At 42.3% G+C, this 22,707-nt stretch carries 16 protein-coding genes; 9 read left to right on the top strand and 7 right to left on the bottom strand.

Annotated features, from left to right (window positions below):
• Positions 1–3 precede the first annotated feature (3 nt).
• The 3 genes from LAY41_RS05580 to LAY41_RS05570 all read right to left on the bottom strand — a co-directional run bounded on the left by LAY41_RS05580 (position 4) and on the right by LAY41_RS05570 (position 3,470).
• Positions 4–648 carry a Uma2 family endonuclease gene (locus LAY41_RS05580; protein WP_249095057.1) on the bottom strand — a complete coding sequence of 215 codons (645 nt, stop codon included), beginning with the start codon at positions 646–648 and terminating at the stop codon, positions 4–6.
• A gap of 183 nt (positions 649–831) precedes the next feature.
• A complete protein-coding gene (locus LAY41_RS05575) occupies positions 832–2,748 on the bottom strand; it encodes an ATP-binding protein (protein WP_249095054.1) in 1,917 nt (638 codons plus the stop codon).
• A 41-nt stretch (positions 2,749–2,789) separates the two neighbouring features.
• On the bottom strand, positions 2,790–3,470 hold the full coding sequence (locus tag LAY41_RS05570) for a hypothetical protein (protein ID WP_249095052.1): 681 nt from the start codon (positions 3,468–3,470) through the stop codon (positions 2,790–2,792).
• 313 nt (positions 3,471–3,783) lie between these two features.
• On the opposite strand from LAY41_RS05570, the gene LAY41_RS05565 reads away from it, so the two are divergent.
• Complete coding sequence (locus LAY41_RS05565; RefSeq protein WP_249095050.1) at positions 3,784–4,263, top strand: hypothetical protein; 480 nt, start codon at positions 3,784–3,786, stop codon at positions 4,261–4,263.
• Positions 4,264–4,320: 57 nt separating this feature from the next.
• On the opposite strand, the gene LAY41_RS05560 is transcribed toward LAY41_RS05565, so the two are convergent.
• On the bottom strand, positions 4,321–5,121 hold the full coding sequence (locus LAY41_RS05560) for a Uma2 family endonuclease (RefSeq protein ID WP_249095048.1): 801 nt from the start codon (positions 5,119–5,121) through the stop codon (positions 4,321–4,323).
• Between the two features lie 170 nt (positions 5,122–5,291).
• On the opposite strand from LAY41_RS05560, the gene trxA reads away from it, so the two are divergent.
• The 4 genes from trxA to LAY41_RS05540 all read left to right on the top strand — a co-directional run bounded on the left by trxA (position 5,292) and on the right by LAY41_RS05540 (position 10,229).
• Positions 5,292–5,618, top strand: coding sequence for a thioredoxin (trxA, locus tag LAY41_RS05555; RefSeq protein ID WP_249095046.1), 327 nt, complete (start codon positions 5,292–5,294; stop codon positions 5,616–5,618).
• Between the two features lie 298 nt (positions 5,619–5,916).
• Positions 5,917–6,189: a hypothetical protein gene (locus LAY41_RS05550; RefSeq protein ID WP_249095044.1), complete on the top strand. Its 273-nt coding sequence runs from the start codon at positions 5,917–5,919 to the stop codon at positions 6,187–6,189.
• On the top strand, positions 6,189–6,557 hold the full coding sequence (locus tag LAY41_RS05545; protein ID WP_249095285.1) for a clan AA aspartic protease: 369 nt from the start codon (positions 6,189–6,191) through the stop codon (positions 6,555–6,557). The genes LAY41_RS05550 and LAY41_RS05545 overlap by 1 nt, the downstream gene beginning before the upstream one ends.
• Before the next feature lie 183 nt (positions 6,558–6,740).
• Positions 6,741–10,229, top strand: a complete 3,489-nt coding sequence (locus LAY41_RS05540; protein WP_249095043.1) for a response regulator — start codon at positions 6,741–6,743, stop codon at positions 10,227–10,229.
• 108 nt (positions 10,230–10,337) lie between these two features.
• Here LAY41_RS05540 and LAY41_RS32175 read toward each other — a convergent pair whose 3' ends face one another.
• Positions 10,338–10,460 (bottom strand): hypothetical protein, encoded by a 123-nt coding sequence (locus LAY41_RS32175; protein ID WP_275973928.1) that lies wholly within the window; start codon positions 10,458–10,460, stop codon positions 10,338–10,340.
• A gap of 249 nt (positions 10,461–10,709) precedes the next feature.
• Here LAY41_RS32175 and LAY41_RS05535 point away from each other — a divergent pair, with 249 nt between their 5' ends.
• From LAY41_RS05535 to LAY41_RS05520, 4 genes are read left to right on the top strand one after another with little or no spacing between them, the layout of a single operon-like run.
• Complete coding sequence (locus LAY41_RS05535; protein ID WP_249095041.1) at positions 10,710–12,548, top strand: sigma factor-like helix-turn-helix DNA-binding protein; 1,839 nt, start codon at positions 10,710–10,712, stop codon at positions 12,546–12,548.
• A gap of 17 nt (positions 12,549–12,565) precedes the next feature.
• Positions 12,566–14,026 carry a DUF1822 family protein gene (locus LAY41_RS05530; protein ID WP_249095039.1) on the top strand — a complete coding sequence of 487 codons (1,461 nt, stop codon included), beginning with the start codon at positions 12,566–12,568 and terminating at the stop codon, positions 14,024–14,026.
• A gap of 28 nt (positions 14,027–14,054) precedes the next feature.
• Positions 14,055–16,379: a CHASE2 domain-containing protein gene (locus LAY41_RS05525; RefSeq protein WP_249095036.1), complete on the top strand. Its 2,325-nt coding sequence runs from the start codon at positions 14,055–14,057 to the stop codon at positions 16,377–16,379.
• Between the two features lie 2 nt (positions 16,380–16,381).
• Positions 16,382–17,047, top strand: a complete 666-nt coding sequence (locus LAY41_RS05520; RefSeq protein ID WP_249095034.1) for a DUF928 domain-containing protein — start codon at positions 16,382–16,384, stop codon at positions 17,045–17,047.
• A gap of 64 nt (positions 17,048–17,111) precedes the next feature.
• Here LAY41_RS05520 and LAY41_RS05515 read toward each other — a convergent pair whose 3' ends face one another.
• The gene (locus LAY41_RS05515) at positions 17,112–19,541 is read right to left on the bottom strand and encodes a CHAT domain-containing protein (protein WP_249095032.1); all 2,430 of its coding nucleotides are present in this window, start codon (positions 19,539–19,541) and stop codon (positions 17,112–17,114) included.
• Positions 19,538–22,426: a two-partner secretion domain-containing protein gene (locus tag LAY41_RS05510; RefSeq protein WP_249095030.1), complete on the bottom strand. Its 2,889-nt coding sequence runs from the start codon at positions 22,424–22,426 to the stop codon at positions 19,538–19,540. Before LAY41_RS05510 ends, LAY41_RS05515 begins: the two co-directional genes overlap by 4 nt.
• Positions 22,427–22,707: the final 281 nt, after the last annotated feature.

Here is a 22,707-nt window from a genome sequence, read left to right as displayed (position 1 = left end):
GTTTTATGATTGAAATTGAGTTAATAACCAAGCTACTACTTGTGAGTGTGGCATTTGACGACTACGCCGCAAAGTTTCCTCTAATAAAGCCATCTCTAACCCCGGTAATATTTGAGATTGACTAATTCTTCTACTTCCACCAGTAGGGATAATTTCAAAAGCAATTATTTCTGGCTTTTGCACATCTGCTATCCAGTATTCCCCTACTTTTACTTCTTCGTAAAGTAAACGTTTTTCACCTTTATCATCTGCCAAGGTACTATCAGATATTTCGATCGCTATGTCTGGTGGTGGAATAAGATCGAGGTTAGCAATTGCGGTTCCTGTGGGGGCAAGTTGCGCTCTTTCTCCAATGTAATATGATATATCTGGTTGGCACTCCCGAATACCTGTTTTGCGATAGCTACAGTTTTCTAATCCATTTAGCCGAATACTTTTGATGGCAGCAAATAAGGGAACAGCAACAGCGATAATCGTATTATCCTTGGCATGATCTGGGCCTACTGACATGGTTTCAATCCTCATTTGTCCTTTGTAGTAATAGCCTTTCGCTTTTCGATAAGCGGGATCTTCAACAGTTTGGATAAATTCATCCCATGTTGCTACAACCCATGTATCGGTCGGTAGTTTTGTTTGTGAAGTGGTCATAAGTTTTTTGGTTGTGATTCGTGGTGATACTTATGTAGAAAATTACAGGTTATTTCGGGTCTATTATGCTGTAGGGACACGGCATAATTAAAATTTTCATCTATACCGAAATATTTATGATGCCGTGTCCCTACAAAAATGTTCATAATTGAACATTAGCGTAATAATTCCCAAAAACCCAAATTACATGAAATCCAGCCTATTTGCTAATGCTTCTACTGCTTCGTCTATGTTATATGAATCAGATACATCAGCCATAATAGACTCGGCTACAGCGACAGGCTCATCTTCAATTAGGTCAGTCGGAACTTCATAACATGGATCGCTGAGAATCTCTTTAAGTAGAGGATTACTAGCGCCTAGCATTTTCTCACCACCTTTCTCAGCAATAAACTTTAAAATCTCCTCTTCGCTCACACCATAGTCTACTTCCCGCTTTTGATAAACTGAGCGAATAGCTATCAGTGGTCTGATTTCTTCTTCTTTCAGTTCTACATACTCTCCACCATTGACTCTAATAAGTGGTTCGAGATAAGTTTGCTCTAAATATGTAGTAAGCTTTTTTGCCTTGGAACGTACTAAACAACCGCGAGTTAAACCAAACTTTTCGTAATCGTTTAATCTTTTTAATCCCGCTCCCAATGCGTGACCACCAGCATACTGGAGTACAGCTACTCCAATGCAGATATCTTTGTCGTTTTCTTTACCAATTATCTTGAAATTGAGATAATCATCTTTACCACCTCTTTTTTTGACTTTATTAGTAACTTCTTTGATGGTGATTCTTTCTATCGTCTGACCAATTACCGTTTGGAAGCTAAACAAAAGAGCATCAGCCAGCCGGAAGTTGTCATCTAAATAGCTTGTTATTTCTTCTTCAAGTTCTTTAGCAAAAGCAGCTTCTACTGGATCTTCTTCAATAATAGATGTATCAGGAGGTTGACAATTATTTTTGCACCAATCTAAAACTTCCCTAATAGTTGGTTTTCCCTTACCAAGATCTCTGAGGTGACTCTCTGTAAATGGATAAAAAGGATTTATCGGAACTAAATTGCGGACTGCATAATATGTATTTAATCGTGAACTAACCAAGTTAACAATATATTCTCCATCCATATACCTTAAGTCAATTGGATTTCCTTGTGCAGAAACTTTATTGGAAACTCCGCCAGGTAATTGCTTGATTTTATTGCTCCATTGAGCAGGCATCATTACACTTAGAATAACGCCACGCTTGAGATTTTGAAACAAATCTTTTATCAATCCAGCAACAATTTGGCTAATGTGTAACCCGCTAAATTCGTCAAACGCATCAGTCGTATCTAGCTCATCAAAGCAAATAACCAATTCGTTATACTCACTAATCAAATCTAGGATTTGTAGTACAGCATCAAAAGATTGCCTTTGGCTCGGTAATTCTAGCTCGTTCGATTTGTACTGCGCTAGCTCTTGACCCTCCAACCATTTTATTGCATAAAGTGATTGCTCATTTGTCAGTGTCCAAAAAATTGCTTTTACAATATCAGGATCGCTAACATCTTTAGCTTTTAAAAATGCTTTAATTAAATCATTTACCCATTTTCTTACTTGAACTGTTTGGCTACTTTCAAATTTTTTAACTAATTCTTTAGGAGAATATAGTTTGGGATTTGGTTTAACAACTTTTAAAGCATGATTGATCATCGCTGTTGCTAATTCCTGCCACTGGGTCACTCCATGAGCGCCTGTTTTCCCCAAACTTTCCGCTAAAATTCGCTGAAATTCTTTCTTAAGATCGCGAAGATCGCCATACTTGTTAGCATAGATAAATAATCCCCCATCCTGCTCCTGTAGACGGTGACGGATGCGGCTAATAATGTGAGTTTTCCCAGTTCCGTTTTGTGCAGTTATAGCAATTGAAGTTGTCGAGTATTGACCAGTACGAATTTGCTCAAGCGCTTTAAATACGGCATCAGAGGCATGAGCATTTATAGTTTCAATGTCAAAGAATTCCTTCCCCCAAATATCATTTGCATTAACAGAGGAGGGTTTAGCGAACGGGTTTTGACTTAAAAGAGCCGCATTAAGGTCTTCAATGGATGAAATCTGATGGTTAGTCATGGTTTATTGTGTCAGGTAAAAAATTTACAAATGGATTTACGTTAGTTTTTGGAACTTAAACGCTTGACATAGTAGCGTATAGCGCCGAGTTCGGTTTTGATCGAGTCTTCAGCTTTATCAGGGGTGATGTCTGTTAGTTCACCGCCTATGAGCTGCAAAATGTCGTTTTCCTGCATTTCCAGCATCCACTCGTTAAACTTCGATCGCGTAACCTTCTCCCCAATCTCCCTCCTGATCCGGTAAATTGGCACCAGATCGTCGAGGTTGTAATCACGGTTGAGTTTGTCGTAGACATCCAACGCCACCTGCTTAAACTCGTCATAAGATGCGATCGCACTTTCTACCCCCTTAAGAGAAGCAGCAGATGCGGCTCCATCACCTAGTGTTCCCCCTTCTCGAATCCACTTCAACAGAGCATTTGCGGTTTTTGCACCAACTTGGCTACCAAAGTGGAAATCAGGGCTTTTCAGACTGTCGTTTAACATCTGAAGCCCCAATGCAGGCATAGAGTATCCCTTTTTAGCAATCTCGATCGCACCCTCTGCTTGCAACTCATCAAAAAGTGCCTGAAAATCAGCCTTTTTGCTTCCCTTGGGTACAACTCGCTTCGTAAGTTGGCCCGTCGGCACTTCTTTCTGCGCTCCCCCCAAATCCCACAAAGTTAGCAGCAGGCGAATTTTGGTATGAGTATTTGTACTCTGTACATCTGTTGTGGACGGCATATTAATACTTCCAGAGAGATTGGATATGAACTCAGGACTTACGCATAGGCCCCCCTAACCCCCCAAATCTGGGGGACAAGACTTCTTCTCCCCCAGATTTGGGGGCAAGGGGGGCGTGAGTGCGTAAGTCCTGGAACTGATATTTTTTAATGATAATACGTAGTCAGATACAAAAGTCTTATTTCATAACCCTCTAGACAGATGTGCAAGGATAAAGTAAAAGCTAAACCCTACCAAGGCGTTTTACTTTCTTAACTGCAACCGCTCATCGCACCTGAGTCCCAAAAAATATCATTTTTTTAAACTTTTTGCTATGTCAAACACACAGGAAAACAACTCAGAACTCATCCCCCAAAGAGGCGACAGCCAAACACCGAAAGTAAATGAAATAATTTCTGAATTAGACCGGGCGATGGAAAGATATACTAAAGCACTGAGCGCGATCGAAACAGCCAACCCCAAACCATCACAGCAAGAAATCCTAGAAGTGCTGGTGGCGCGAGATACCGTCAGCGCCACCCTAAGCCAAAACCAAAACCATTCTTCTGAAACTTTAGTTACTCTCATCAACCTAGATACCCGCCTGCGCCAACAAGCAGATCCGATGGCTGCGATCGGTAAACTAGAAGAATGGCGATCGAGTTTGTATCCCCCCGAAACAGCTTGGTGGTGGTTTTTTCAACGACACCACAAGCATCTGTCTGTTTGGGAAAAATATGACTGGTTGTGGGATACCATCACCGTCGGCTGCTTGCTACTTACTAGCAGTTTTATGAGTAGTCTTTTCCATTAGCAGAGGAAGCGATCGCACTTGAAGTTGTATAAAAATGCGATCGCCCTCCCAACTCACTTATTGAGGGATATCATCGGGGTTAATCCCCTGAGAACGCAAGTATTGGGCCAATCTATCAGCCCGTTGGCGTTCTTGTTCAGCCCGTTGGTGTTCTTGTTCAGCCCGTTGGTGTTCTTGTTCTACCCGTTGGCGTTCTTGCTCCAATCGCTCTACGCCCCACAAAAGCAGATTTCCCCCCTCATCCCACCAACGCAACCAATAGCCCGTGCGTTCTTCCTTCTCTCCCCGCCAGACTCCCAAAAATAACCCCATCTCTGCCATCCAGTGGCGTCCTTCAGCATCGGGCAATTCCAGTTCATAGCGTCCTGCTTTTAACCGATAGACCTCCAGCAATCCACTGTCTGGTTCAAATATGACGTAGGCTGGGACTTGCAGAATGTGTTCGTAAAAAAACCACTTCCCAGGGGGGTAGGTACGTTTGACCGAATATTCTCCGCCGTCAGTTTCCGACAGGAATTCCATGACAACGCTGGGGATGTCTCCTTCTAGCTGAGGAGTATAGCTTTTGCGATCGCCTCGCGGTTCCAGAGGCAGCACAGAGGGGACGTAAACCCAATCTGGTGCTTTAATTACCAAATCACCGTTCACCGTTGCACAGAGTCCAAAGTTAGAGGCAATCAGCATTACTGGTTTAATGTACCCCATCAGTTCCAGAATTTCTCTTAACGCCCCAGCAATCAGTGGTTGACCAGTATTGTCCACAGGTTTTTCTTCTAATTGAAAGTCGTCAGGCAACTTCTCCCAGGTAACGGTCAGCGTTGCCATTTTTTGGACTGGATTATCCTGAGTTGCGACCATGACCTTACTATCTGAAAATTTAATCTCTTAATTTTAACGCTGCTGGATGGCTGGTACTGCGGGAGCAAACGAGCGTCGGCTGTTCAAGGTGAGCTAATTCGCTGTTAGACTTTGAGTTTGTTGATGTGCAGAGCCAGCGCAGTAAGATTATCCCTATTGGAGACACAAACATGGGTACAGCTACCTTCATTCAAGACGAAACTGAATTTGATACGCTCCTAGCAAACGAATCGCTGCTTGTGGTGGACTGCACAGCGAGTTGGTGCGGGCCTTGTAAACTGGTCGCTCCCCTCATGGATCGACTAGCTGAAGAATATAGCGATCGGGCCAAGGTCTTCAAGCTAGACCTTGATTCTAATAAGGCTCTAGCCAAACGATTTGAGATCAAAAGCATTCCGGCGGTCATGCTCTTTAAGCAAGGCGAACGGGTCGAAACAATTGTCGGAGTCAAACCCTACGAAGATTTCAGCAGCGCAGTGGCGCGACAACTAGAGTAGATCTCGACTGTTTGTTTGTCCAAGCCCAAATTGAAGTCGTCCGCTCCGAAGCACGAACAATCTGTGCAACTTTTATTCAGATCTTAAAACAGCCTGTAGCCTATGTCTGGATTTGGTACGTAGCTGCGATGCCGCGCGGCATCGCAACTACGTACCAATAATAATTTTTCCTAGAAACCGGGTTTCTTTGCGAATCCAAAGCGTGAAGTTGAGGAGCGATCGCACAACATAACAATCCGCGTTATTGCTTTACAATAACATTGCGAAGTTGGCAACTTTAATGAAGAGGTTTTTGGATATGCCTTATTCTGACTTCAGTGGCGAAGAAATTGCTCGACGCGGTAAGGAAGTTTATGAAAAGAGCATCCGCGAGCGAGTGGAAACAGGAGACAATATTGGCAAAATCATCTCAATCAATGTTGAAACTGGCGACTACGAAATAGGCGACGATCCAGTAGCCACAAGTCGCCTATTGCAAACCCAACAAGCTGATGCAGCAATTTGGACGGAAAGGATCGGCTTTAATGCCGTTTACGCAGTAGGTGGTACGTTGGTCAGGACTGCACAGTGATGATATATGGAAATGTAGTTGGGCTTCAAGCACGAATTGGTGTTATTCTCCGTCTTCCAGGAGGCTCTGATGTAGAAATTGAGTTCGTTGTCGATACGGGTTTTGAAGGTGCCCTAACCTTACCGCCTACCACGATCGCTGCTCTGGGTTTGCCATATCTAACGCAACTCAATGCGAATCTAGCCAATGATATGAATGTTGTAGCAGATGTTTATGTGGCAACTGTTGTATGGAATGGTGTAGAACGTGACATCGCAGTTCTGGCAATGGGGCGTCGTCCGCTCGTTGGAACAGCACTTCTTGAGGACTATCACCTCAGTGTAGATTTCTATGAGGGTGGTTCGGTTCTGGTAGATGACATCTTGTAATACCAATTTTCTTTTTGTTATAAATAGATAAAAACCTGGAAAGCCGATTAAAAAAACACTTTTTAAGTTTTTATATGGTTCGCGGTTAAATAAAATTGGTATAATCTCTTGGGTTATAGTGCGATCGTTCAGGGAGTTATGCTGCATCATACGCTTTAGACTCATGTTTAAAAGCTCGCCCCTATGAAAAAGGCTCCCCGCAAATTCCACCTCCGCACCACCCTGGTGGTTCCCTTTGTGCTGCAAATCGTTGCGGCTGTGGGACTGGTAGGGTGGTTTTCTTTTCGCAACGGACAGCGAGCGATCGACGATCTGGCGACTCAGTTGAATAGCGAAATTAGTGTCCGCATCAACCAGCACGTTTCCGATTATCTCAATAAATCCTATAACGTCCTGCTACTCACCTACGCAAGTGTCGAGAGCGGGAATTTACAGCTTGATGACTTTCAAGGATTGCGGCGCTATTTCTGGCGGGTGGTGCAGAAGGAAGAACTGGAGAGTTATATCTATTTTGGGAACGAGCAGGGCGAGTTTGTCGGCGTTGAACGCATGGAAGACAATACCGCTGAACTCAGAATTCGGACAAGCGCTACTGCACCCATTCGCGAAATTTACTTGCTAGACGAGTTTGGCGATCGGCAAAAGCTATTAAAGTCGGCTGAGTATGACCCCCGCACCCGCCCCTGGTATGAAGCTGCAAAGCTTGCTGGTAAAGCCACTTGGAGTCCGATATTTTCTTCCTTTTCCCACGAGAATACCTCTCTGGTGGTTTCTCCCGTCCGACCTGTTTACGACTCAAAGGATAAGCTGGTGGGGGTTTTGACTATCAACATCCCCTTGAGGCAAATTACAGAGTTTCTCAAAAGTTTAGACATTAGTCCTAACGGGCAGAGTTTTATTATTGAACGATCGGGCGATCTAGTTGCTAGCTCAATTATTACCCAGCCATTCACTATTAAAGGTGAGGGCAAAGACCGCGAGATCGAGCGTATAAGAGCAATTGACAGTCAAAATGAGGCGGTGAGTGCTACTGTCCGCTATTTAAAAGAGCATTTCGGCAACTTCGGTGCGATCGATCGCAGTCAAAACCTCAAGTTGAAAATCCAAGACTCATGGTACTACGTTGAGGTCTTGCCAATTCAGGATGGACGAGGCATTGATTGGCTAGCTGTGGTGGTTATCCCCGAATCCGACTTCATGACACAAATTTATGCCAACACCCAACACACGCTCCTGTTATGCAGCCTAGCATTGTTATCGGCAATTATCGTTGGCATTCTCACCGCACGCTGGATTACGCGCCCCATTTTGCAAGTCTCTCAAGCCTCTGAAGAAATTGCAACTGGTAATTTAGATCAGCACATTAGACCTAGCAATATCATCGAAATCGAAAAACTCACCAATTCATTCAATAGCATGGCAAAGCAACTCAAAGACTCCTTTGCCACCCTAGAGAAGCAAAACGAAGACTTAAAAGATCTCGACCAACTCAAAAACGAATTTCTTGCCAACACATCCCACGAACTCCGCACACCTCTCAACGGCATTATCGGTATTGCCGAATCCCTCATTGATGGCGCAACAGGAGAGTTATCCCAAACTACGCAAGCTAACCTCAACTTGATTGTCTCCAGCGGTCGCCGTTTGGCTAACTTAGTCAACGATATTCTCGACTTCTCGAAACTGAGGCACAAGAATTTAGAACTGCAACTCAAACCTGTAGATTTGCGATCGGTTACCAATGTAGTTATTACCCTGCTCCATCCCTTAACTGCCCACAAAAGTTTGCAACTGCTCAACTCTATTGCGGCTGATTTACCCCCGGCTGAAGCCGATGAAGATCGCCTGCAACAAATTTTGTATAATCTTGTCGGCAATGCCATTAAATTCACGCCTTCTGGCACGGTCGAGGTGTCAGCGGAAGTGATAGATCCCCCCCAACCCCCCTTAAAAAGGGGGGAGCAAGATGCGGCAGTTCCCTCCTTGACAAAGGGGGAGCAAGATGCGACAGTCCCCTCCTTGACAAGCACAGAGACAGATGATCGAGTCCCCCCCTTTTTAAGGGGGGTTAGGGGGGATCGAATTTCTTACTTAGCTATCACCATCTCCGACACAGGTATTGGTATTCCAGAAGATAAGTTCGAGCGCATATTTGAATCCTTTGAACAAGCTGAAGGCTCTACCGCCAGAGACTATGGCGGTACCGGACTGGGACTGGCCGTGACGAAAAAACTGGTTCAATTGCATGGAGGCGAAGTTATTGTTAAGTCTAAAGTGGGAGAAGGTTCGCAATTTACATTTACCTTACCCATTTCGAGTGCAAAAGTAGAAGTTTCGCAACAGATTGCTGTCATCAAAAACAAGCGTAACCTAGAGTTTACAACCTCAATCACAAGCCCAAAATTAGACCAAAAAACTAATACCGAAAACCAATTTAAAGTTTTGATTGTCGATGACGAACCCATTAATCGTCAGGTACTCATCAACAATCTTTCCCTGTACAATTACGCCATTACCGAGGCGAGTAACGGACAAGAAGCTTTGGCAGTTATGGAAAAAGGGTTTATCCCCGATTTGATCTTACTCGACGTGATGATGCCGCGCATGACAGGTTATGAAGTGGCTGAAAAAATCCGCGATCGCTTTCCCGCTTACGAACTTCCCATTGTCATGCTCACAGCGAAAAATCAAGTGTCAGATATCGTAGAGGGATTTGAATCAGGAGCCAATGATTATCTCTCTAAGCCGATTCAAAAACAAGAAATGCTAGCTCGCATCAAAACACATATTTCTCTCGCCAAACTGACTTCAGCCTACGGGCGATTTGTGCCGCGTAATTTTCTGAAATTTTTAGGAAAGGAAAGTATTATTGATGTTCAATTAGGCGACCAAGTACAGCAAGAAATGACAATAATGTTTTCTGATATTCGCTCTTTTACAACTTTATCAGAAGCAATGACACCGCAAGAGACGTTTAATTTTATCAACTCTTATTTAAGTCGAGTTAGTCCCGTCATTCGCAAGCATAATGGGTTTATTGATAAATATATTGGCGATGCGATTATGGCGTTGTTTCCTGAGTCGGCAAATGATGCGGTACAAGCGGCGATCGCCATGCAAAAAGAAGTAGAAAACTACAACCAAGATCGGCACAAAATGGGTTATGCACCAATTGCGATCGGCATTGGTTTGCACACGGGAAATTTAATGCTGGGAACGATTGGCGAATCAGAACGAATGGAAACAACAGTGATTGCTGATGCAGTTAATTTAGCCTCTCGTTTGGAAGGATTAACCAAGCTATACGGAGCGGGAATTTTAATCAGCCATAAAACCCTCTGTTGTCTCGATTATTATCAAGAACAACACTTCAGATTTTTGGATCGGGTGACGGTAAAAGGGAAAAAGTCAGCCGTCGCCGTCTTTGAAGTTTACGATGGAGATGAGCCAGAGCAAAAGCGATTAAAGAGTCAAACGCAGGCGCGGTTTGAAGTAGCTGTGTTTCTTTACTATCAGCAACAATTTGAGGAGGCGCAGCAAATTTTTCAGGAAGTTTTACAAATTAATCCGCAAGATAAGGCAGCCATGCTTTATGTGAAGCGCTGTCAGCAATATCAACAATATGGTGTACCGGAGAGATGGGAAGGTATAACTGATTTGGATTTCAAATAGCGCCACACCCTAGAAGGGTGGGGCTATACAAACGAAGCCTGCCTACGCAGGCTGAATTATAGCCACAGTCACATCGGTTAGGACAGTATTAAAGCACATTTTTCACCATCAACCCGAAAGAGCCGAAATGATTCCAGCAGTTGGTTCTGCATTCCCAATCGTACCAGTCAGCGAAGGATTGACAGATGAATTGAAAGGGTGGGTGGGCTCTGGAACAAAAGACTCAAACATGATTTTCTCCGTATATATCTGTCAAAGGTTTGACTTGCTTCTACGGATTTATTGGAATCGGATTTGAGGCAATATGCGGGTGCGGTAATTTTGGGGCGCAAATTTGTCTGCAAATTGCTTGAAAAGCTTGCTAATGGTCACTTTCAGCAGATGCGCGCACCCCTAACCCGCATAATTCCCCTCTTGCAACACCAATAAGATTAGTGGGACACTTCAGAAAACAGTATTTATCTCGGATATCAAGCCAAAATGTCTAACTTTTTTATCAAAGACAGCATCCCCAGGTTGCCAGAACGATCGAATAATATCGATCGATTTTCCATGTATCTCATGCTCGATAACTGCAATGGACGCATGGTAATTCAGTGGAAATGTCGTCTGCATTTGAAACGTAACTTGGAGTTATATGAAGCGGAAGATCCACAGTTTGCTAAGTTATGCCGCCAGCAAGATAAAGGTAGAGGTATCGCAGAGTATTGGGTGAAAGTAGTGCAGTCTGCGACAGGGGAAATAAAGAGCAGAAAATTAGCTTTGGAACACTTGGCTGCCTATTTTGAATCAACCTGTTATCAAGCGGCTAAAAAAGTGCGATCGCAATCTAGCGATCGCGCTTGGGACGAATACCTCTATATTGCTAGAAAAATGGTTTACAATTTTGATAATTTTGCCCAAGTTTTAGAAAGATACGATGACTCCCAACGAGCGAATCTAGATACTTATATCCAAGATATTTTAGAAAAAACTATTAAATCTGAAGTAACTGTGGGAAAATTCTCTCGTTGGCGTCTCTTGTATAAAAAACCTGACAAAGATCTCAAAGAAGCTCTAGAAATAACAAAATACGGACAATTGCAGGTTTCTCAATATCTATTTGCTCGTAAATATTTCAAACAAGTTTATTTAATTAATAAAGTTCAAAATCCCTCCAGACAAGCTGGACAAAAATGGCCTTTACCCGATCTAGCAGATTTCAACGAAGCTGCTAAATACTACAATGCTGAAAAATCCCTCCCTTCCGCACCCCATGAAGTATCTGCCAGTTCGGGAATGGTAACTGGAGAACAAATTAAACAATGGATGGAAAGTTGTATAGAAGCATTGCAAAAGTATTCGGTCAATTCAATTGATGCTGTTTCTATTGAATTCCTCAATGAATCTGGTATTGAAATCAAAGCTGAAGAATCTAACGAAGTAGATTCGCATAGTTTCTGGGATGCGGTTGACTCGGAAGATTTGATTAATCGAACTGATGTTGCTTTTCGGGAAGAAATCGAAAATATTAAAGCTAAGGTCGATCTGCGAATTCAGCAACGAAAGCTGCAAATTCACCATAAGAAAATACCCAATATTTATTATGGTGTAGGACTAAGCCAAACGCAAATAGCAAATATATTGGGCATCACTCAAGGTAATATTGCTCGTCATATTAACAGTTACTATGAAGTTCCTCTCCTAGAAAAGTTAGCTGCTATTTCTCAAGCAAACAAATGGGTTAACCCATCAGTATCCCGCTGGTTAGTGAAAGATTACGCATCTCCTTTGCACTCGGATTTGATTCAAGCAACTTTAGTTGAAGCTATCAACAAGCTTACACCAGAATATCGAGAAGTATTACAATTGCGTTATGGACATAATTTAACTGAAAAGCAAATTTCTGCGCGGTACTGCATAATGGAGGTAGAAGTTAACCAAAGAATAAATGAAGCTCAGATTTGTTTGGAGTCGGCGCTATTAAAGGTAATCGAGGAATGGTTGGATAAATATGTAAAATCCTGGCTTTACAGATTTTACAAGCTCAGCATTTACTCTGCTTTGAATTCCGCACTCGCCAATCTTTCCAACGATTGCAAAGAGGTTGTGAATTATCGATATTACCTGCGACGAACTGAAGAACAAACGGCGGTGCAACTGAATTTAAACGAGAATCAGGTTAATGAAAGAGTCTACTTAGCTAAGATAGAATTACGGGATAGCCTTCTGAAGTGGATTATAGGAAATCTGGATGTCTCGCTAGAGAAGGAATCAGAATTAGCTAAAGTTAATATTCTCGTGCAAGAATGGTTGCAAATTTTGTACAAATCTAACTAAGAAAGGAGAAGTGAGTGATGTTTAGTTTAAATCAAGGAAAAACAGCTAATTTTGATTTACTCTGTTTGCAGATTTCGCCAGCATATCAACAAGAAGCATGGCAGGAATCTGAGAAACAATCGAATGCGATCGCGCGTCATAATGCTTATCTCAATTACGTTTCTTTAAAGGCTTTCCTCACTTGGTTATCAGAAGAATCTGAAGTTCAACCATCGGTATGGCCTAGTCAAAATAGCTTACCCGCTATTTGGGAAGTTGTCAACGGTACGGCAATTCAATTAGGCGAAACGCGACTGGTGTTAATTCCCTGCGATGATGCGGATAAGTCAGAGTTGTGCGTACCGCAAGAGTGGGTCGATATTCCTAATTGGGTGGCAGATTATTATATTGCTGTGGAGGTAATTCTGGATGGAGATGAGGATGATTGTTTCCTCAGAGTTGGGGGTTTTACTACTCATCGCCAGTTGAAAAATAAAGGCAGATATAATGAGAGCGATCGCACTTATTCTTTGCCAACAGAATCATTGACAAAAAACCTCACCGTCATGCAAGCAACAATTGGACTTTGTTTGCAAGAAAAAGTTCCACCATTGCCAACTTTGTCTATTGCACAGATAATGAATTTATTGAAGATTTTGAGCGATTCATCTCTCTATTCGCCGCGTCTGCGAGTCGATATTCCTTTTGAGGAGTGGGCCGCATTGTTAGCAGATGAAAAGTCGAGACAGCAACTATACAATCGGCGCATGGGTTTATTAATCCCAGACTTTACGCCCAGTCAACAGCCGATCGTCTTGAAGGGATGGTTACAGGATATAGTAGAAAAAGGTCGAAATGCAGTTGACGATATTTGGCAGACATTTGAAACCTTATATGCTCAACCAGAAGCCGTTCGGAGTCGGGTCAAGTCCCAAACTAGCTCTCCAGATGCGATCGGTCCCGTCATCAGTCTCTTACAACCTCATCAGTCCGATCGAATTCGCCGTCAAGCTGCTGGGGTTATAGGAGAAATTGGTGCTGGCAATCGAGATGCGATCGAAGCTTTAATTCAATTATTAAAAACAACTCAGGATGAAGAAACTCGTTGGCAAGCAAGTCTAAGCTTGGGAAAAATTGACCCCGGTAACCCCTTGGCGGGTGTAAAAAAAGCGAGGCGAATTGACATGGGAATGCAGTTAGGAGGTCACAGGTTAGGTTTAATAGTTGCGATTAGACCTAAACTAGAAGAAAGAATTGGAGTGTCTTTGCAAGTGCAACCGCTGGACAATTCAACTAAACTACCTCCAAATCTTAAACTGAGCGTGCTTTCAGAGTCAGGAGAAACTATTTCTGGCTTAGAAACGCAAGCTAGAAGTGATGATGAAGGTCGGGGTAAAGATGAATTCCTTGAATTACGCTTTAGTCCACCGCCGCGAAAACTGTTTCGGGTTCGTCTTTCTGTTGATAATTTGAATATAACTGAGGATTTTATTGCTTAATTGAAGTGGGAAAAGCAGGAACTGAATTATGGGAAAAGTAGCGGTTCTTAAAATTAGGTCTGACGACTTGAAACAGGGATTTTTAGTTTCGTTACAAATCTGCCAAGACGATGGACTTCCCCTGTCGGAAATTGAAGGTGCCAGACTCCCAACTCACCCAGATATTGAAAGTTGCTATTTGATGTGGCAGACATTCTTTCGGGGACTGAAATCGCGTGGTCATGATGATTGGGAAGTTGAGTCAAGTTTTACGATGCAGCGTTCTACAATTGAGGGAGTAGATGCTTGTCGGGAATGGGTGAAATCATTAGAAACCAATATGCAAGATTGGCTGCAAGAGTCGTCCGATCGCAAGTGGCAACAAATACGAGAAAAATTAGTAGGAGAGTTAGCTAATAATTCTCAAGACGTTCGCGTGATGATTAAAGCTAATCCTAGCTTGTGGAAACTTCCTTGGCATACGTGGGATTTGTTGAAGTATTACCCCGATCTGGGAATTAGTTTTAGTCCTGAAGACTACAATCGAGAAGAAATTAGTAGAAGGAAAGGGAGTGATAATAAAGTTAATATTTTAGCCATTTTTGGAGACGATGGTAATATCGATTTGCAACCCGATCGGCTGGTAATTGCTAATCTAAAAGGTGCAAGAACAGAAGTTTTAAACCAACCAACAGCGTCAGATTTTATTAAAAAGGTGCGGTCAGAGTCAGGGTGGGATATCTTGTTTTTTGCTGGTCATAGCGAGACTAAAGACAATGTGGGTAGAATTTATATTAGTAAAGATGAAAGTTTGGAAATAGAACAATTTAAGAATGCGTTAAAATCGGCTATTAATAACGGATTAAAGATCGCGATTTTTAATTCTTGTGAGGGATTAGGATTAGCGGAACAGATTGCTAAATTACAAATTCCGGTAGCGGTTTTCATGCAGGAAAAAGTACCCGATCGGGTTGCACAATCTTTCTTAAAAGAATTTTTGACCGAATATGCTAAGGGACAACCTTTGCAAACCGCATTTCGACGCGCTCAAAGTAGGTTGGAAGAATTTACAACTTTACCTGGTGCAACTTGGTTGCCAAAGCTGTATCAAAATTTAGGGGAAACGCCACCGACTTGGGAAGAGTTGCGAGATAAAAAGAAACCAATTCCCCTACCAATTCCCCCACCTTCTCGTCCGTCAAAACCCAAGCTGCAAACGGTTTTTATTGCGAGTTTTATAGTAACTAGCTTGGTGATGGGAGTGCGATCGATCGGATGGTTGCAATCCTGGGAGTTGCAGGCGTATGATGCGATGATGAGAATGCGACCATCCGAACCGCCAGACCCTCGCTTGTTAATTGTTGGTGCAGATAAAGAAGATATTGACAAATACAATTATCCGCTACGCGATGGAACACTTGCCAAAGTGATAGACAAACTTCAGCAACATCAACCGATCGCGATCGGTTTAGATATCTATCGCAATTTACCAGTACCACCCGGTTATGCCGCAATGATCGCTCATTTTCAGCAAAACAAACGCTTGATTGCTGTATGTAAATATAAAGCAAATGAAGAAAGTGTTGACCCCCCACCTAAAATCCCTGTTGAACAAATTGGTTTTAGTAACTTACCGCTGGACGAATACAATATTGTCCGGCGCTATTTCTTATCCCGCAGCCCAAATACTATTTCTGATTTTGAGTCTTGCAAGACAAACTATTCCTTTGGCTTTCAACTGGCGTATCGATACCTGTATGCTAAAAAAATTCCAGTCCAAACACCCGAAAATAATTGGCAGTTTGGTAATATTATTTTAAAACGTTTAGGAACAAGAAGTGGCGGGTATCAAAACTTAGATGGAATGAGTAACCAAACGCTGCTGAATTATCGCGCTTCTTCCCAAATTGCCCAGCAAGTAACGGTAAGAGATATTTTAAACGATCGCTTTGAGCCTAGTTGGGTAAAAGATAAAATTGTGCTGATTGGCGTTATTGCTGACAGCGTAAAAGACCCTTACAATACACCTTACGGCATCAAGCGAGGGCTATACGTTCACGCACACGCGATCAGCGAAATTTTAAGTGCTGTGGAGGATAAGCGCCCTTTGTTGCGTTGGTTACCCTTGTGGGGCGATGCAATTTGGATTGGGTTTTGGTCGCTGATTGGTGGAGGAATCGTTTGGTTTCTGTATTCGTCACCGCTACGTTTATGGCTAGCAATTAGTATTTCGATCGCTATTTTATATGCACTTTGTTTTGGATTGTTTATCCAAGGCTTTTGGCTACCGCTTGTTCCCTCAGCATTTGCTTTACTGGTAACTAGGATAGCGATAGTATTTCGCATTACATTGCCAACTAAAAAAGGAGAATAAAAATGTTTATTCAGGGAAAAAAAATTGCTTTTGCGATTACTTTAGCAACTGTGATATCGGCTGATTTCGCGATCGCCAATCCGATCGCTCAAACACCGCCTCCAGCGCCAAAAACTGGTACTTCAGGAAGACCGCAGTCAGGTGGCGCAACCCGTCCTGGGGAATCAAAATGTCCCAATGCAAACACTCGCCCGATCGCCTTCATGCCTGATTCTTTACAAACTACATTGGCATCTCCTATTTTTTGGTTTTATGTTCCCTATTCACCTAATGATGTTGATTCTTTCAGTTTTGTAATTTTGGACGAACAGGATCGATATGTTATTCCACCAAAGAACATAAAATTATCTGGAACACCTGGATTTATTAGTTTGTCTCCCCCATCTCAATCGTTTGAAGTTGGCAAACGTTATCGCTGGTATTTCTCAATTTACTGCGATCCGCAAAACGAAGAAGATCGCATTTCTTGGAATGGAACTTTACAGCGAATTGCATCCACTTCCACAGAAAACGTTGATTGGTATCGTCCTCTGCTTTTTCTAGCCGAACGTCGCCGCACCAATTCGATCGATCCAGAACTTAAAGCTGAATGGGATAAATTGATGGAGTCGCTGAATTTTAGCAATATTTCTTCTCAGCCGCTCGTTCCTTGCTGTTCGCTTAATTAAGGAGTCATTGGTCATTAGTCATTGGTTCTTGGTTATCGCTAATGACTAATGACTAATGACATGACTATTGCCAATTTCCTACTAAAATATAAGAAGCCCATTGGTATGGAGTAATGCTCGGTCTATCATGTATAAGCTTTAGTTGAGCTTGACGGAGGGCTTTAGTTTTTGGGATATTTGGATCGGCGATTAATTGTTTGTAAAACTCAACAAATAGAGCGGCACTATAATTATCCTCTGCTCGCCATAAAGAAGCGATCGTACTGCGTGCGCCCGCTCTCACAGCAACTCCAGCAAGTCCCAAAGTAGCTCTTGTATCCCCTTTAGCAGTCTCGCAAGCCGAAAGAATTAGTAATTCGATATTTTGAGATTCTCTTCGATTGCTAGTCCGAAGTAAATTGTCTAAATCTGTGACTTCAAGGCGTTTACCCCAAGCAACAACATAAGTTTGCTCTGGATTTGAACTGAATTCACCGTGAGTCGCGATATGAATTACAGAAAATGGCGTTGAATTAAGCTGCGATTGCAAATTTATATTGGTAAAATATCGATCGAGCAGAATTTCGGTCGGTAGGGTTTTCTTGACTTGTTCCAATTCACTTTTGACATTGGGTAGTGAGGTGAATATTTTCCCATCGATTGTTTGTTCAACGCTCACTCCAGCACCCAGAACTTTTAATTTTTCCCGTGCGGTAGGTTTAGTTTCTAACAGTTGCAAACCGGGCGCTAGGGCGATAGCGTAATTCTCGATTAGATATTGCTGTCTGTCATAAAGAGCAGCCATTGGAATATTTCTCAGTGAACCATCCAGCACAAATACTAAAGTTTTGACTCCACTTTTTTTCAAGTCTACTTCAGCGGGTCGGATTAGCCAGTCATAAACTTGTGCTGATAATACCTTACCTTCGGGAGAAGAATAACTTTTTTTAAGTTCGGTCAGGAGTTCTCTCAGAACTTTTTCCACTTCATTTTTATTTTTATCAACCGAGTGGTAACGCAATTCTTCTTTTGGGAGCTTCAGAATAACTGCCAATTTATTTGGTAAAATAATCGGATAAATGGCTGCGGCTGTCACATCATATTTATCAAGGATATTGTCTATTTGTTCTGGTTTAGCATCAGCACAGGCGTCTCTCAAGAAATTATCTAATTCTGCTAATTGTAAATCTTCGATCGCTTGACGAGCCTGTTTTAAATTAACCTGACTTGGTTTATTTTCTCCCGCTTCAGGTTCTAAGAGTAATTCGACTAATTGGCGATAAATTGGTTCTACTTCATCTCGAAAATTGAACTGAAGATCGGGATTGAGTGCTGCTAAATCTTTGCGTAAAAATTTAAGAGAATTAACCGCTCCAGTGTAAGCCGCGATCGCAAACTTTATATCCTTTTGCGTCTTGATACTCAGTCTTCCAAATTGCCATTCCAAGCGATAGGCAATATCGTTCAATAGCTGAGGTCTAGCAATAACAAGTGCTTTTTGAGTAATTTCTGTAGCATAAGGTAATTGCTGGTTAATTTCGTAAAGTTCGCCTAAATTTCCTAGTGCATAAGATTGCGATCGCACATCTTTTAATCTTTCGCCTTGTTGCGCCGCCATCGCCAATAACTGTCCGATATATTCCCACTCCGGTGACTTAGTTAACAATGTCTTTGTTTCTTTTTCTTTCATGCACAGATTGGCGATAGGAGGTAGCGGAAACAAAAGCCGCGATCGCTCTTCTTTCCCCATTTTTTGCAATTTCAGGCAAGTTAAACTCTCAGCCAAATATATACGAGCGTAAACCGCCTCCAAATTAGCAGGTAATTTTTCAACTTGCTCCTTAATTTCTAGCCACAAATCATCTAGATTAGACACCGGATAATTTTCGATCGCAAGGCTGAACTTATTCAGCTTTGCTCGCAGATCGATCGAATCCGAACTAGATGTAGCAATTGCCAGATCGTAATGTTCTAAAGCTTCTTTATAGTAATTGCCAATCTTTTCGGTTTCCTGAAAATTTTGCGCTCTTTTTCCCAACGCGCGTTTAGTATTGCCCAAACTAAAATGAGACGCACCTATTTCTTGATTAAGCGATAAAGAATTAGAGATTTCCAAACTTTGCTCCAGCACCTTCTCCGAAGTTTTGAGAGCGCCTACCATTCGCAGTATATCGCCCAAATTCCTCAATCCGATCGCCCTGTGTGGAGTAGCTGGTAAAATAGGAAAAATTTCTTTCACCCGCTCGGACATTCCATCGCGAATTAAATTTTTACATTCGATATCGGAACGTTCCAAAGCTTGCAATAACGAAGTGCAAGCGCGGCGATAAAAACCGTCTGCTTGCAAATCTCTGGCTTCTTCGATCGAATTGCGGCTAATCTTTTCTCGATGGTTTAATTGATTAATATAAGGTACTTTTGCAAAAATAGGCTCCGCGACGATACACAACAATGCTGTCACCAAAACCAGCAAAATCCTTTGAATAGTTTTCTGTAGAAATATTCCCAACTTCATCGCACACCTGCACCACAAACTGCTGAATGAAAAACCCTGTTACCCATAATAAAAGGTACTTTATCTGTGAGAATAATCTCGCCATTCTCGCCAACAATCCACCCTTGAGCTTCTACAATCTGTTGAGGTGGAGAATTATAATTATCTGAAGTTGTGCGATCGCTCGCCACACCGAGATTAAGCGCTTCTCTAGGATTCGGCGGTAAACCACCCCGTCCGACATTAGTAAATTCCAAGTTTTCTCCAACTAAAGAACAAAGGTTAGCCGTAGCTTGCGGGGGAGCAAAATTTTGTGCCAGTTCGACGAGTCCTCGAGCGGGATCGACATCTGGTGTTTGAATATTCACCACACCGCTGAGGGAAGGATCGCGACGCGAAATGGCAGTGATATCGTTAGTAGATAATTCGTTAGGATCGAAATCTCTAATATTGCGATCGCCCAAAATATTTGCTAGTTCTTCTCTTGTTGAAGCGACTAACCCAAATATTCCTTGAGTTTGAATATCGATAACGCCGCCGCTATCAAAACCATCAGCAGAAATATCGCTATTTTCTAACCCGACAATTGTATCTGTTCTAATCGTAATATTACCGCCATCTCCCCGCAAATCTCCCTCACTAGCACTGGTAGATATGCGGCTATTTCGCAATTGGATATCTTCAGAAATTAAGCGGATATTTCCACCTTGACCTAATTCTGTTGCAGCTGCGATCGCGCTATCATTAAAAAGAATAATTCGATCGGCTTGCACATTCAAATCACCCGCCGAACCTCCACCTGATTTGGCATTTAGTGCTACCGTTGCACCATCGCTTACCGTTAATTCTTCTGCATTAATCGTCACACTTCCCGCATTTCCCGTTCCTTGCGTTATCGCCGTAATCCGACTGGGTAATCTCCTATCATTTCTGACAGCAGGTGAAAAGTTGGGATCTTCAGGATCGACTGTCGCAGATGAAAGTCCGATTAATTCAACAGCATCTCCTGTATTTATCGTAATAGAACCCCCTTTTCCGTCCAGTTGAGTATCTGCTGATATCGCTCCTCCTTCTCGAATAGTTAACCGTCCTGTCGAAACTATTAAATCACCAGCATCTCCCGAACTTTGAGACTGAGTAAACAAGCCACTAGGATCGCTATTTCTAGTACCAATTATTTCAATAAATTCTCTGGCATTTATAGTTAAAGTACCTCCTTTTCCTTCACCAACTGTTAAAGCTGTGATTTGTCCGCCGTTTTCCAGGGTAATGCGATCGACATTAACAATCACATTTCCCCCTGGCTCTTTGCTGATAGTAGAAGCTGATATTCTTCCCCCATCTCGCACAGCCAAATTGCTGGTTTCCACAGTTAAAATTGATTCCGCTCCTGTCGCTTTTCCCTCCACTTGAGAAACTATAGAACTGGGAGAAAATTTAGGCGGAGAGTTTTCAAATATGTAATCTCTTCCTCCGCTCACTTCCACTGATTCAGAAGCTCGCACAGTCAAATTACCCGCTTTGCCAGCATACATAGAACTGGAAGAAACCTCTGCTCCATCTTGAACAATTAATCTTTTCGTAGTAATATTCAAATCACCAGCATTTCCAAAACTTTCAGATTGACTAAACAAACCGCTACCAATCTCCGGATCGCTTGTTCTACCACTTAACGTGACTGAATCGGAAGCGGTTACTGTCAAAGTTCCACCCTTTCCGGTGGGAAAAAACCAAGTTCCATCCTGTTTAGGGTAAGAAAACGTACCAGTTGATACTTGAGAGCCATTTTCGATGGTTAACTCTCTAGTTGTAATTGTTAAATTTCCAGCCGCACCAGCATCTATTGTTTGGGTAAATAATCCACCAACCAGAACAAAGTCAGGAGAATCGATTAAAGCTCCACTTACTTTGATGGTATCGGCAGTTATGGTTAAAGTACCCCCCGTTTCAATCCCTGCATTACCCGTTGTAATTCCTGAATTATTGAGGGTTAAGCTACGGCTTCTAACCTGGATATCGCCACTTTTCCCTTCGTTAATAGGACGAAATTCAGGAGGAGATTCGGACGTTGGAGGAAATAAAATATAGCCACTTGCATCTACTACAGATTGTTCAGACATAGAAATGTCTTGAAAATTTTGGACACCTTCGTATCCCACTATCCAACCATTATCGATCGCACTTAGGCTGACCGTACTTAAACCAGCCACACTTCCCAGTTCAATTCTTCCTCCCAAAGCAGTCAAATTTCCCCCCTCAAGAAGAATATCACCGCCAATAAGTGCCAAACTTTTACCATCTGGGACTTGCAAACCAGTAATAAAAGCACCGATGCTGTTAGGCAATCCATTTACATTCGCTTGAGATTTGTTAACAATTTGGCCTGGGTTTCCATTAAATTGCAAACCAATGGGTACATTAATGTTTAGTAAAGGTGGTGCTTGGGGATTGATAGCGCTGAACTGACTGCCATCTTTAAAAATGATGCTATTTGCTGTAGTCGCTAAAAACGATCCACCAATATTGAGTGACGCATTCCGACCGAAAATAATTCCGTTAGGATTGATTAGAAATAAATTGGCAGTACCGTTAGCCTTAATTAATCCATCAATGTCGGATAGAGAACCACCCGTAACTCGATTGAAAATATTTTGAATTGTTGTGGCATTGTCGAAGTGGGCTGTCGTATTAGTTGGTAAAGAAAATTCTTGAAAACTGTGGAATAAATTGCTGCCTATTTGGGTTCCTTTGTCGATAACAAAGGTGTTTCCTTGAATGTTGACCGTGGAATTAACAGGCAAAGTGGCATCGGGAACGATTTGCGCCGCTGCTAAAGAAGGGAACCCGAAAAGGTAAAGTAGTATACAGATATTTTTACCTTTTTTGCTTTGCTTGCTCTCAGTCATGATAAAACAGAAAATAAATGGACTGCACTTTCAACCAGTTGTGTAGGGGCACGGCATAAATAACCTTATTCTCCAGTCCGAAATATCTCGGATGCCGTGCCCCTACTTATGTCAATCGCTGGCGGGCGTATGGGAAAGTGCAAAATCTGGAATTAACCCGATTCGTTTGAGATGATACCACGTTCCAGAGTCCACTTAACTAACTCAAGTTGCTTTCTAGGTACGTTGTTGCGATGCCGCGCTTTTATCCCAGTTGTCATAAGAGCGCGGCATCGCAACAA

The organism is Argonema galeatum A003/A1 (genome assembly GCF_023333595.1).
Taxonomy (GTDB): Bacteria; Cyanobacteriota; Cyanobacteriia; order Cyanobacteriales; family Aerosakkonemataceae; genus Argonema; species Argonema galeatum.
The sequence above is the reverse complement of the archived record's forward strand: the minus strand, read 5'-3'. Positions and strand labels throughout refer to the sequence as shown.